Below are 12552 nucleotides of genomic sequence, written 5' to 3'. Positions count from 1 at the left end.
GATAAATTAAACATTTTAATGAAAATCATGCAAATTTATAAAAATTTAATATAATTTATTGAAATTATTAAACAAAATATAAAAAATTAAATTTTTAAGATACTAAAAATGAATAAAAAAATAAAATGTTTCAATTCGAAAAAAAAGTAAAAAAAATGTTTCAGAATCTATAAGTGTTCTGAAACTCTGTCCTTAATGATTTCATACAGACGTGCATCGATTCCTAACGGGTCAGTTAAAACGATTTCGCCGTCGAAATGAACTTCCTCTTCATCATGGTCGTGGTCATGATGGTGGTGATGATGATGTCCGTGATCGTGGTCATGGTCATGGTCGTGGTCATGATGGTGGTGATGATGACCTGATACTGCTTCAGCATCAAAATCGCTTTCAATACCTAACATTTGAGGAATATCCCTTTTTGTGTGAAGACCGTGAGCTACAAACACAGGCACTACAATAATCCTGTCCAAATCATTTTCTGATGTCAGTTTTTTGATTGTTTCGGGAATGCCGGGTTTTCTGATTTCCATAAATCCGTATTCTACAGGCAGTTCCGGAAATTCTTCTTTATACATTTCTTTATAAGCTTTAATTACTTCTTCACCATCGTCCAGTCTTGATCCGTGGCTTAAAAGTAAAATTCCAGTTTTTTCAGTCATAATTTATCATCCTTTTAATGAGTATAATTAAGTTATAAGTTAAATTCTTTTAAGTTATCTTGAAAAAATAATTTTTCAAAAAAATATATGAAAAATTATAATTTTTCATCTACCATATCGGCTAAAATTTCAATCAGGATATCATCGGCCTTGATTGGCTGAGGATAAAGTATCTCACCGTCAAACTCTACAGGAGTGAGGTCATGTACGTGATCGTGGTCGTGGCCATGGTCATGTGAGTGTTCATGGTCATCCAAAAAGCCCAAAATATGCGGAATGTCATGTGTTGTGTGCATTCCAGGAGCGATAAAGACAGGAACGACAACCAGCCTTTCCAAACCGTTTTCATCAACTAACTTATTGATGGACTCAGGTATGCTCGGACCGCAAAGTTCCATAAATCCAAAACCTGAAGGCATATCGCAGGTCTTTTCAAATTTATCATATAATTCGGTTGCAAACTCCTTGTTGTAGTTGAGCCTAGATCCGTGAGTGACAAGCAATACTCCGGTTTTTACATCACCTTCAAGTTTGGAATCGGCCAATGCCTCACCGATTCTTTTGTCAATTATTTTTAAAAGTTCATCGCGAGGTCCGATTGAATCCAAAAGTACTATTTCACCGTCAAAGTCAACATCATCTGCAATTGACAGATAGTGCTCATCCGGATAGTTTCCGTCAGGACATCTAGGGTCAACTTCCAATGGGTCCAATCCAAGAAGTTGAGGTATGTCAATGTTTGTATGAATTCCGGGAGCCAAAAATACAGGAAGAGCAATGATTCTATCCAAATCATCAACTTTATTTTTCAGTATTTCAACTGCTCCGGCAATTGTAGGCTCAGAAACCTTCATATAACCTATTTCCGCTTCCAATCCTGTCGCATTAATGAATTTCTCTTTGATTTCAGTGAATACCTCTTCAGCGTAAGGCAGAGTACTTCCGTGACTTACTAAAATAACGGCAGTATTATTTGATAACTTTGAATTTGTATCCATAGGAGATTACTCCGTCTTTTCCATCCTCTCTAATTCTTCTGAATACCATTTCTACATTATCACCGATTTCAATGTCCTCAACATCGCAGTCAACTAGCTGGGATGTGAGTTTTGCACCTTCTTCAAGTTCAATTACAGCAACAGCATATGGTGCTGATTTTTTGAAATCGTCAGGAGCTGATCTTATAATTGAAAAAGTGTGAATTTTTCCTTTTCCGCTAAATTGGAACGGTTCAAGATTACCTTTTCTTCTGCAGTTAGGACAAACTACACGAGACGGGAAGAATAATTCTCCGCAAGTGGTACATTTAGAACCAATAAGATTGTATCTTTGTTGTATATGACGCCATGTTCTAACAGTATCTGACATGTAAATCCTCCATATATTTTCAATATTTATAATATCTAAATGATAATATAAATAAGTATTTTTTTTATTACTATTTTTTGGAATTTAAAAGATTTTTAATACTTTTTTGTGCAAAATCATAAAGTCGCACTTGGACAAAAAACTTAAAAAATACTGTCATATTTTTAATAATGAAAATCGATTCAAATGGAAATCTAATACTTGGAACAACTGTTATCCTCATAACAACATTGTTTTTGATTGCTATATTTGTTTTTGCCGCATCAAATTATATTGCAAATGAAAATATCGATTCAAACGAAAACGACAATTTCAAATATATCGTGGATGACTACGAAAACAATCTGGAAATTCTTGGACGGGAATCACTATATGATGCCGGCGAAAAGGTCTACAACACATTCAAGCTGTTTGACAGCAAAGACCAAATCACCAAAAACCTTGAAAAGAAACTGAAAGCGAAAAATGAGGAATTTGAAGAAAAATATGACATAAAGATATCACCTGAAGTGCTGTCTGTAGAAAACACAAACAGTCCCTGGAAAATACTTTTTAAAGTAAAATTAAATATCGAAAAGGACAATAACCGCTATTTTAGAATTGTTGAAAAGAACGTGTCTGTTGAAGGGCTTAAAGACCCTCTTCCTGTGGCGAAACTGTCTGTTGCATCGGGAGTATTCAAGCAGGGAGACAAGCTAAACTACAAAAACGCCCTTACAAGATATATGGTGCTTAGACATCTCGACTCTCCGATGTCATATCTGTTTGCAACAACGCCGATGTACATCAAGAAATGTCCTTATGACCCATACATCCATCACGGAGATCCGGGAGTCCTTAAAGACTGCCTTAAGAAAGGATATTTTCATGAAAGTGCTGACGGAAGCTGCTATTTATGCAGACTTGAAGGAAAAGGTACATGCCCACATTACGGTTTTGAAGTGTTTATTCAAACCCATACTCCTCTTACAAACGATTCTATCTCCTGCTCGGATCATGTAGTCTTTAATGACCACTATCCCGGCCAAAAAATAAACAAACATGACATTGACAGCCTGATTCTTGACAGCTCCCACAGAAAAAAATACGGACTGGGTGATGAGGATGGATGACAGGGCAAACATTTCGGTTGAAATAGGCCTGGCGCTGGTTGTAATATTGATAATCGCAGGTGCAGTTTTGAATTTTTCAGACATGATGACTCAAAACGTCTTAAAGTCATCTGAAACGCAAAATACAGAAATTATATTAACGGAACTGGTTGACAATCTGATAAACAATCCAGGAGTTCCAGCAAACTGGGAAAAGTATGAAAAGGGAACCCCCGGACTTGCAATCGTAAATGAGGAGGGAAAAACAATTCCAAACAGCGTTTCATACTACAAGTTTATGGCGCTTTCAAAAAACTACAACAGGATGATTGAAAAAAAGACATTGAATTCAAAAATGAAAACCTCACTTGAGCTGATTCCACAAAAGAGCAGCATTTCAAGTGTAAAAATAGGAAACAAAAATGAAAACGGGAACGTCTTTAGTGTAAACAGATTGGTAAAATGTGATTTTTTAAAAAGATATGTGATGAAGGATTTCATAAATGAAGGAAAATGCAACCACAACCACAAGCAGGACACCCACAGCTGCAACTACTTTAAGGTCTTCAGGGGAAATGTGAAAAAATCAGAATATTACCTTCTGATTGATAAAAAAGAAAAAGACAGCGTTAAATACATTGTCGACACGACACGGGTTGTAAAGCAAAGGCCCTGGCAAAATCCGTCATCAGATAGTATTTATCTAAATGATGAAATCAGCTTTTACGATGATGACAGCGCAGTAGTTTTCATCCACTTCGACAGGCCCCACACCAAGGCTGTATTAATATCGGTTCCGAAAAACTTTGATAAAAGCAAATTGAACTATGACTATTTCAGGACAAATGAGTGCAATCTGGTTTTAAAGGCATGGTTTTAGATAAGCATGCCTAAAACAAGCAGTGAAACTGATATTAAAATCAGACTGGAAATTGAATCTGTAATGCTTGTTGAAATTGGAATTACAATATTGTCCGGGTCCAGATTGTGCTTATATGAAATGGTGGATACATAATAAACCAGAAATACCATAATTGTTACCAGTATCAGGCCGGATATTGTACTGATTAATGCAATATTTATAAATCCGACACCTGCTGTTTTAAGAATTACTGATGAAATTTCAGCCAAAAGTCCGATTAGCGGGAAAACAATAACCGCAATTACAAAACAAATCACGAAATTGTCGATTGCATATAAGTTAGGCCTGTTTAAAGGTTCAATCAAACCGGAGTGTAGTCCTGATGAAATCCTTGCGCCTAAAATACTGATTAAGCTTCCGCTTTCTCCTGAAAAGAGTGGAAGCAATGTCAAAAGACTTGGGTTTGTAAGCAATGTTTCAACAGAGCTGTTTAGGATTGCACCGGCAGACCCTCCTAAAAATGAACATAAAAGCAAAACAGGAGTGGATTGTCTTATAATTGTTTTGGTTTCATCAGACAGTCTGTAGCAGTAAACAAAGCTTATTGCAACAGCAATTATGATTACAGCCAATACTATGTCCTTGACTATAAAGTTGAAGTTTATGAGATTCAGTATGAATATTGATGCAATAATAGCCGGAAGTGTAAACAAATCTCCGAATGCGGCAATAATAGGACTTGTAATGTTGTCCGGATCCCATCCATGCTCAAAGCTTTTAAATGATACAAGCATTGTTATCGGAAGCATGATTAAGTTTGAAATAATGCCTGCAATAACACAAATCAAAATAAAATCAATCAGTGACATTGAAGGCTGATGAAGCAGCATGCACAGGACTTTTGCAACTATCGCCAAAAATATGGAGAGAACCAGAGTTAGGACAAATGATGAAAATATATTGTTGTTAAGTTCATCTGAAAACTCAAACTCGGGAGATATTATACCGATGTGCAGGTTGGTAGACAGTCTTGAAGCGAATGAACCGAAAATATTTCCTCTCATACCGATTGCACCCGGAATAATTACCAGAAGTCCAGGGAAAGTTTCAAGGAAAAAGGTCATTCTGCCTAAGATTACACCGGCGAACAAATCACCGATTGCACAAATAAAAAGAGCTATTAATCCTTCCTTTATAACACTGCTGTTATAGAGATAAAACTCGGATAGTGAACTGCGAATCCTCTTCTGCAGGCTTAATTCCTTCACAAATATCACTACCCATAATCATTTTTATCACTCAGTCATCGTCTTCGTCTTCCAATTCGTCTGGAATGTCTTCAAGGGAACATGCTGCGGTTGCAAGCTTTTCAAGCAAGTCTGCACCGGCTTCTGTACCTTTTAAAATTAATGTGTCGTTTGGTAAAATGGTTGTATTTTTATCCGGACCGTAAATCCAGGAGGTTCCTCTTCTAATAGCAATTACTCTCATACCGGTACGGTTAACCAATAATAAATCTCCTAAACTGTTATTGGCCAAATCTGATTTTTCATCAACAACAACTCTTACAATGCTCTTGTCGGATTCTTCCATTACCATCTTGAATACCGGATGCGGTTTGAAACCTGTAATTACCAAATCAGCTAAATCTTTTGCCGCATTTGCAATACTTTCGGCAGCTTCTGCAATCTCAAGCAGTGCGGTCAGTTTTTCAGCGTCCTCATAGGACCGTGCGGCCACAAGTGATTCCTTTTTGATTTCATAATTCATTGCGTTAACTTCATTTTCCAATGTAATAACTTCTTCCGCTGCCGCTTTACTGTTGAACAAAATAGCAGAATACGCCAAATCAACCATAAGTTCCGACAAATTTTTCATTTCAATTAATAAATTCTTGATTGACAATTAAATTCACCTAAAGATCATTTGGATTATTTTTTAATAAGCATGCTCTTCTAAGCTTTAATAAAGTTTTTTTCTTTGATTTTAAATCATCTACTTCTTCTAGAATATTTTCCAGAGGCTCTCTTAAACATTCGACATTGTCCTTTTCATGCAGCCAGAGGCATTCCTTACAGTTCCAGACATCCTTGCCCTTAATCCATTCACCGCCGGTGGATGAATCTCCGCACGGATAAAACGGACAATAGCAGAAATCGCAGTACTGGCCATCATAGTGACATGGATAAAACTCGCATTCACGGTTAGGACCATGTGGAACTTCGCCGTTTAAAAACTTCTCATAATGATTTTGTGATAGGGGATGAATCTGGGACCTTATTACATATCCTCTCGGTGTCACAAGCTTGCCGTCCTGAACGTAGGTCAGGTCGTTTCCAACGATGAGTGTGCAGGACATGTTTACGATGTCTTCTGCCAAATCCTTAACCTTGACGACTGTCTCTTTTGCAGGCTCAAAGGTACTGTCCACAATACCGATTAAAGCGTCTTCACCCTTAATGTCGATTACACATTGCTTGAATCTTCTGAAAGGTTCCTTTCGGGTTTTGCTTATCGGGTTGTAGATAGCTACAATAAGGTTAGCTTTCAAAGCATATTTCAGTTTCTTTTCTATTTCAGACAATGGTGTCAGAATATTGCTTAGGCTGATGGCTGCAAAATCATTCAGTGGAGCTCCGAGCTTGCTTGAAGCATAGTTAAGTGCAGAAACACCCGGATAAACCTTGATTTCAACATCACTGTATTTGCTTACTATCTGATACAATACATTTGCCATTCCAAAGACACCAGGGTCTCCGGAACTTATTAATGAAACGGTCTGGCCCTCCTGACTTCTCTTAATAGCATACTCAGCTCTGGCTATCTCATCACCCATTCCTTTTTTGACAATTTCCTTATCTGCTATCAAATCTTCAATCTGGCTGATGTATTTCTTATAGCCTATGATTACATCTGACTCTTCAATAGCTTTTATAGCTCCCAAAGTCATATTCTCTCTGTTCTGACCAATACCAATTACATTAATCATATTATCACTAGTACAATTTTAAAACTGAATTAATCGCCATTGTGTTCGTATCCACTCTCAATCCGTCTCCCTTATAGGAGGCAACACCGGTTGCTATAATCTTATATGAAGGAACCTGACTGATAACAATCTGACCTGAAGTTGAATTCGGTGAAGCGTAACCCAATGCAGAAATGGTTACGTTGAATTCATTATTTTCAGGATCTTCGTAGGTAGATACGTTAATAGATTCATAGTTGACCCCGTCAACTTTCGACAACGACTCCATCTGAAGCGCAACATCCTTTTTGTTGGAAATTGAAACTGGAGTTGGGTCTTTTACCAATACCTGATTAACGTTTTCCGGACTGAAAAAACCAGTTATTTTTGATATTTGCATATCTATTAATCCCTGAATGTTAGGAGCTTCAGCTGTAACGATGGTGTATGAACCGAAAAGGCCTAATTCAAAAAATACAATAAAAAACACAACAATTAAAATAATTCTAACTACCTTATTTGCCATTTTATCACAATCATTATTCTGTTATAATAACAATATACTATAATATTTTAGATTTTAGTTTTAATATATAATAAATATAACTATGAGATTTACTAACAAAAATCAATATTGCAGATTGAAATTCTCAAAGTTTATTAACATAGAAAATTAAAATTTTAATTAATATGTCGACTAATAAAATTCTATTAAAATTTGCAAAAAAAGGTATCAACCTATCACCTGAAGCATATGATAAAGTCATTAATGCAGAAAACCCTCTGGATTTTGCATCTTCATTAATAGTTAAACTTAAAGGTGATAAATTCTCATCAAAGGACCTGGTCTCAGTTAGCGGGCAAATCATTGATGAAATTACAGGTAAAGCAGTAAAAGCAGATACCACAAAACAGGAAACTATCACCGGCGCCAATAAAGATGAAAAGAAATTGGAGCCTAAAGTTGATGAAAAACCAGCGCCACAGATTAAAAAAGAAAAACAGCCTGAAATCAAACCATCTTCAATCGAAAATCTAAAAAAGGATTCAGACAAGCCTGAAAAACACATAAACCAGGAAATCGTTGAAGCGTCAGAAACCGTAAAGGATGAAAAGATTCTGTTCAAGCGTAATCTCCAAAAGACAAATGTCAAATACGATTTCAAGATTATTCAGGACACAAGTAAAAAGTCTTATACAAGCGGTGAGCTTGAAAACCTTATAGCTTACTTCAAAAGCAGGTATGAAAAACTCTCCAACATTCTTTCAAAAAGGCCGGAGCTTAGGAATTTCACAAAAATAGCTGATATCGATGATTCACAGGACAGCCTAAGTCTGATTTTGATGGTGCGTGAAATTAGAACCAGTAAAAACGGCCATAAGATTGTTGAGTTTGAAGACGATACCGGAACCATATCAATTTTATTTTCACAAAACAATGAAGATCTCTTTGCCGAAGCCGAAAAGCTCGTAAAGGATGAAGTTATAGGCGTTATAGCAAACAAAAGTGATGACAGCGGATTTGCATTCGGACAGCAAATCATTAATCCCGGCGTTTTAAGAGTTCCGGAAAAGGAAATGGACTTTGGTATAGTATTTCTCTCAGATGTCCACATCGGAAGCCTTACATTTCTTGAAGACGCCTTTTCAAGATTCATTGACTGGATTAACTGCGAATATGGTGATGAAAATCAAAGAAAAGTAGCTGAAGACATTAAATATCTTGTTATAGGTGGAGATATCGTGGACGGTATTGGTGTTTATCCTAATCAGGATAAGGAACTCGCCATTAAAGATATCACACAGCAGTATAATGAGGCTGCAAGATTTTTGGGAAATATCAGAAGCGACATCAAGATTATCATCGCTCCCGGAAACCACGACGCATCAAGGGTTGCTGAACCGCAGCCTGCAGTTCCTGAGAAATACGCTAAGGCATTATATGAACTTGATAACGTGGAGTTCATCTCAAATCCCGGAGTGGTTTCACTTGACGGAATCAATGTATTAATTTATCACGGACGCAGTTTTGACGATCTGGTTATGGCAGTTAAGGAATTTACACACGAGAGAAACGATTTGTTGATGGAAGAGCTTCTCAAAAAAAGGCATTTGGCTCCTATTTACGGTGAAAGAACCCCTCTTGCTTCAGAGCTTGAAGACTATCTTGTCATCGATGAGGTGCCAGACATTTTCCATACCGGACACGTTCACATAAACACCTACAGAAGGTTCAATGGAATCCATTTAATCAACTCAGGTACTTTTCAGACTCAGACCGAGTTCCAGAAAATCTATAACATCGAACCTACACCTGCAGAAGTTCCTGTTATTCATAAAGGAAAATATAAACATTTCAAATTCTTATAGAGGTTTATTTTATGAAAAAAAATATTCAAGAAATAATTGAAGTTGCAAATGACATTTACACAAAAGGACTGGTTTCAGGCAAGGCCGGAAACATCAGCGCAAGATTTAAAGGCGAAAACGATGATGTAGTTGCAATTACTCCTACATTAAAGTCATTGGGAAAATTAAGCGAAGAAGATATCGTATTGGTTGATCTTGACGCAAACGCATTGACCCGTGGAAAACCGTCTTCGGAAGTCAATATGCATTTAAACATCTATAAAAAAAGACCTGACGTTAACGGAATCGTTCACACACATTCACCATACGCTACAGGATTTGCTTTTTCAGATAAAAGAATCAAAAGACTTGAAGGTTTTGGAGAAATCAAAAATCCCTATCTTCCTTATATAGAATATGAAAAGCCTGGAAGCGACGAGCTTGCAGTTAAAGCCAGCGAAGGAATAGGATTAGATGATGTGCTGGTTTTGAAAAATCATGGTGTGATTTGTGTTGGCGAAAATTTAAAAGAAGCAGAATCATTGGCAGTTTTTGTTGAAGAGACTGCTAAAACTCAATTTATCACATATATGTTAAATTCAGTTGAAGATATAATCTAATCTTCATCTGAAAGTACATTAGTTTTATTTCTTTTTGACATGCCTTCTTCAATCATTTTAATAATTAATCCTGATAAAGAAGTTTCTTCGTCAATCGCTATTTTTTTTAATTCTTTTTTTAAGTCTTTAGGTAAGTTTATAGTTGTTTTGCTTATATCTGACATGTATAATAATTAAATTTAATTTAATATAAATTTTTCTACTAAATCATTATTTTTTAAAAATACCACAAAATATTTAAAGTGATGACAAATAAATATATTTTATAATACTTATTTAACTTGTTTTTAATAATTTTTTGGAGGGAGTATTATGAGCAATCAGACAATAGATGAAGTTTGTGAAATACTTGAATATATCAAAGAAAACAACACTGTGCCTCGTAACATTCGAGAAGCAGCCAGTGAATCTAACGACTTATTAAGAGATGAGGAACAAGACCAGTCTGTAAAAATAAGTACCGTATTAGGTAAGTTGGATGAAATAAGTAATGATCCAAATATTCCAGTTCATGCAAGAACTTTAATTTGGGAAGTCTTATCAAAATTAGAATCTATCTAATTTTACTTTTTTTATTTTGAAATTGCAATTGATATTGTAACACCATTGTATGATGTCTTTTTATAAATCAGTTTTGAATTGAAACCTGCTGTTATTAATGCTGCCGGTTCACAAACACCATAGATTCCGAACTTTGATTTTACAAATTCTGATTTTTGAATATAATTTGATTCAAACAGCTTAAGCTTATCCATTTCAACAAAATAAACAGGAACGTTTAATTTTTTGGACAAATCCAATATGCCCTTTTCATCCTTTTTAATTTCAGCTGATGCAAGCATATTTATCCTTGATTTATGGACTCCAACCTCTTCAATTGACTTTTCAAGTCCATTTAATATTTTTGAACACTCTTTACCCCGCTTACAGCCAATACCCACAACAAGATTTTTTTCGGTTAAAACAATTTCATGTCCATTTAAGCTGGCATGTATTTCACCATCATTAATTGCATTTGAATACTGAATGATGACATCCATTTCAAGTGTATTATTATTCAGATATTCAAACAGGTAATCATAATTTTTATCAGGATTTAATGTGAAGGTAATCTTTTCACCTTCAAGAATCGCCTTGTTGAAAAATAGGATTTCTTTTGTGTCATTTATTGTTAAAAACAAATCGCTTGCCAAAACATCAATTCCAAGGCGGTTGTTAACATCGCTGGAGGTTGTAATAACTGCCTGTGCACCAATCAAACCGGCAATTTTGCTGGTAAGTTTATTGGCACCTCCCAAATGACCTGAAAGCGTTGATATTACAAAATTTCCATTATCGTCAATGTTTATAACTGCAGGATCAGTAATCTTTGAGTGGATAAATGGGGCAATGGATCTGATTAAAATCCCTGATGCCATTACTGCGACTATTGCATCATATTCATAAAATGCAATTTTCAGGTTCTTTTTGACATCTTTGTAAAACAAATCAGCCCTGATTATTGTGGAATCTTTATCCAACATTTCCTTTAGATTTTTGGCCAATTTCTGACCTTTAGCTGAAACTGAAACAATGGCTATTTTCATAATATCACATAAAATAACGTTATTAATAATAATATTGTTAATGTAAATAATATAATTGTCATTTTTGATAAGTTGACCGCACTGGTAATGTCATCCTTATCAATTTGCTTATTCGGATCTCCCAAGATATAAGTATCCTTTTTAATAAGCTGAATATTGAGTGCACCGGCTGTTGTTGCCATGGTAAAACCAGAATTCGGGCTTGGACAGTTGCGCGCATCTCTTCTCATGATTTTATAGCTGTTTTTACCATCAAGTTTTAAAAGATAAGCTGAAATTACAACATAAACACCTGCAATCCGTGAAGGAACATAATTTAAAATATCATCGATTTTGGCTGAAAGAAAACCGATGTCTTTAAGCTCATCTGTCTGATAACCCACCATTGCATCAAGAGTATTGAACATTCTATAAATCATCGGTATTAGCAATAAGAAATAAAGCTGACCGTTAAAGGGATATTTTAAAATCAAAACTGCAAAAATTGCATAGTAAAATATCGGAGCAACATATGAGTCGGTAATGTTTTCTGTCATGCTTTCAATAACAGCTGATACGATAAAATTTTCTGTCAGCTCATCTGTGCTTCTGCTTACAAGATATGAAACAGACTTTCTTGCCTTTTCAATGCTTTCATCAAGGTCCTTTTTAACATCAACAGCTGTCTTTAAAAGCATATTAACAGAATATGTTGATGACAGCAATACAGCAAACACAATAAACAACAATATCATATTAAATGAAAAAACAGCATACAACACATACAAAATCAGGCTCATAACCAGTCCTGTAAATACAACTAGAAGCAATCCTGACAGTCTGTTTTTGATTTTAATAAACATGTTTTTAAAAAATGTTATAACAGAACCGATTATGACAACAGGATGAATCCTTGTCGGCAGTTCACCGAAGATGACATCGATTGCAAGTGAAAAAACAAGAGCAAATATAATAAACATAAACAATTCAAATATATTAATATTTCCCTGATTCAATAATATTATATCATTTAACAATTTATTATATTCAATCATACTTTATATTAT

Annotated in this window: 15 protein-coding genes; 5 read left to right on the top strand and 10 right to left on the bottom strand. The window is 35.3% G+C overall.

All coding sequences use genetic code 11. The features are described from left to right. Nucleotides 1-167 precede the first annotated feature (167 nt). The 3 genes from cfbA (IJL02_RS10650) to IJL02_RS10640 form a co-directional block, all read right to left on the bottom strand. Nucleotides 168-662, bottom strand: a complete 495-nt coding sequence (cfbA, locus tag IJL02_RS10650; protein ID WP_292816216.1) for a sirohydrochlorin nickelochelatase — start codon at nucleotides 660-662, stop codon at nucleotides 168-170. Nucleotides 663-757: 95 nt separating this feature from the next. Continuing rightward, nucleotides 758-1660 carry a sirohydrochlorin nickelochelatase gene (gene cfbA, locus IJL02_RS10645; protein ID WP_292816214.1) on the bottom strand — a complete coding sequence of 301 codons (903 nt, stop codon included), beginning with the start codon at nucleotides 1658-1660 and terminating at the stop codon, nucleotides 758-760. Continuing rightward, on the bottom strand, nucleotides 1632-2030 hold the full coding sequence (locus IJL02_RS10640) for a Zn-ribbon domain-containing OB-fold protein (protein ID WP_292816212.1): 399 nt from the start codon (nucleotides 2028-2030) through the stop codon (nucleotides 1632-1634). Before IJL02_RS10640 ends, cfbA (IJL02_RS10645) begins: the two co-directional genes overlap by 29 nt. 170 nt (nucleotides 2031-2200) lie before the next feature. On the opposite strand from IJL02_RS10640, the gene IJL02_RS10635 reads away from it, so the two are divergent. Further along, complete coding sequence (locus tag IJL02_RS10635; RefSeq protein ID WP_292816210.1) at nucleotides 2201-3142, top strand: hypothetical protein; 942 nt, start codon at nucleotides 2201-2203, stop codon at nucleotides 3140-3142. Next, a complete protein-coding gene (locus IJL02_RS10630) occupies nucleotides 3135-4001 on the top strand; it encodes a hypothetical protein (protein ID WP_292816208.1) in 867 nt (288 codons plus the stop codon). Before IJL02_RS10635 ends, IJL02_RS10630 begins: the two co-directional genes overlap by 8 nt. Here the strand turns inward: IJL02_RS10630 and IJL02_RS10625 are convergent. The 4 genes from IJL02_RS10625 to IJL02_RS10610 are packed head-to-tail and all read right to left on the bottom strand — an operon-like array spanning nucleotide 3998 to nucleotide 7477. Then, entirely contained in the window at nucleotides 3998-5251 is a 1254-nt protein-coding gene (locus IJL02_RS10625) for a magnesium transporter (RefSeq protein ID WP_292816206.1), read from the bottom strand. The genes IJL02_RS10630 and IJL02_RS10625 overlap by 4 nt on opposite strands. A 31-nt stretch (nucleotides 5252-5282) precedes the next feature. Continuing rightward, the gene (locus IJL02_RS10620) at nucleotides 5283-5888 is read right to left on the bottom strand and encodes a potassium channel family protein (protein ID WP_292816204.1); all 606 of its coding nucleotides are present in this window, start codon (nucleotides 5886-5888) and stop codon (nucleotides 5283-5285) included. Nucleotides 5889-5898: 10 nt separating this feature from the next. Further along, a complete protein-coding gene (gene cobJ, locus IJL02_RS10615; protein ID WP_292816202.1) occupies nucleotides 5899-6972 on the bottom strand; it encodes a precorrin-3B C(17)-methyltransferase in 1074 nt (357 codons plus the stop codon). A 7-nt stretch (nucleotides 6973-6979) separates the two neighbouring features. Next, nucleotides 6980-7477 carry a hypothetical protein gene (locus IJL02_RS10610; protein WP_292816200.1) on the bottom strand — a complete coding sequence of 166 codons (498 nt, stop codon included), beginning with the start codon at nucleotides 7475-7477 and terminating at the stop codon, nucleotides 6980-6982. Nucleotides 7478-7641: 164 nt separating this feature from the next. Here IJL02_RS10610 and IJL02_RS10605 point away from each other — a divergent pair, with 164 nt between their 5' ends. Together IJL02_RS10605 and IJL02_RS10600 are read left to right on the top strand one after the other, a co-directional pair. After that, the gene (locus IJL02_RS10605) at nucleotides 7642-9321 is read left to right on the top strand and encodes a DNA-directed DNA polymerase II small subunit (protein WP_292816198.1); all 1680 of its coding nucleotides are present in this window, start codon (nucleotides 7642-7644) and stop codon (nucleotides 9319-9321) included. 11 nt (nucleotides 9322-9332) lie between these two features. Further along, entirely contained in the window at nucleotides 9333-9920 is a 588-nt protein-coding gene (locus tag IJL02_RS10600; protein ID WP_292816196.1) for a class II aldolase/adducin family protein, read from the top strand. Here the strand turns inward: IJL02_RS10600 and IJL02_RS10595 are convergent. Then, nucleotides 9917-10084, bottom strand: coding sequence for a Met repressor (locus IJL02_RS10595; protein ID WP_292816194.1), 168 nt, complete (start codon nucleotides 10082-10084; stop codon nucleotides 9917-9919). The two genes, IJL02_RS10600 and IJL02_RS10595, sit on opposite strands and share 4 nt — an antisense overlap. Nucleotides 10085-10232: 148 nt before the next feature. Between IJL02_RS10595 and IJL02_RS10590 the strand changes: the two genes are divergently transcribed. Beyond that, nucleotides 10233-10481, top strand: a complete 249-nt coding sequence (locus IJL02_RS10590; protein WP_292816192.1) for a UPF0147 family protein — start codon at nucleotides 10233-10235, stop codon at nucleotides 10479-10481. A gap of 11 nt (nucleotides 10482-10492) precedes the next feature. On the opposite strand, the gene IJL02_RS10585 is transcribed toward IJL02_RS10590, so the two are convergent. Beyond that, nucleotides 10493-11506, bottom strand: a complete 1014-nt coding sequence (locus tag IJL02_RS10585) for a cobalt-precorrin 5A hydrolase (protein WP_292816190.1) — start codon at nucleotides 11504-11506, stop codon at nucleotides 10493-10495. After that, nucleotides 11503-12465, bottom strand: a complete 963-nt coding sequence (locus tag IJL02_RS10580; RefSeq protein WP_292816188.1) for a cobalamin biosynthesis protein — start codon at nucleotides 12463-12465, stop codon at nucleotides 11503-11505. Before IJL02_RS10580 ends, IJL02_RS10585 begins: the two co-directional genes overlap by 4 nt. Between the last annotated feature and the right edge of the window lie 87 nt (nucleotides 12466-12552).

The sequence above is a fragment of the Methanobrevibacter sp. genome, assembly GCF_017427765.1.
Taxonomy (GTDB): domain Archaea; phylum Methanobacteriota; class Methanobacteria; order Methanobacteriales; family Methanobacteriaceae; genus Methanocatella.
This window is presented reverse-complemented; position numbering and strand designations above follow the sequence as displayed.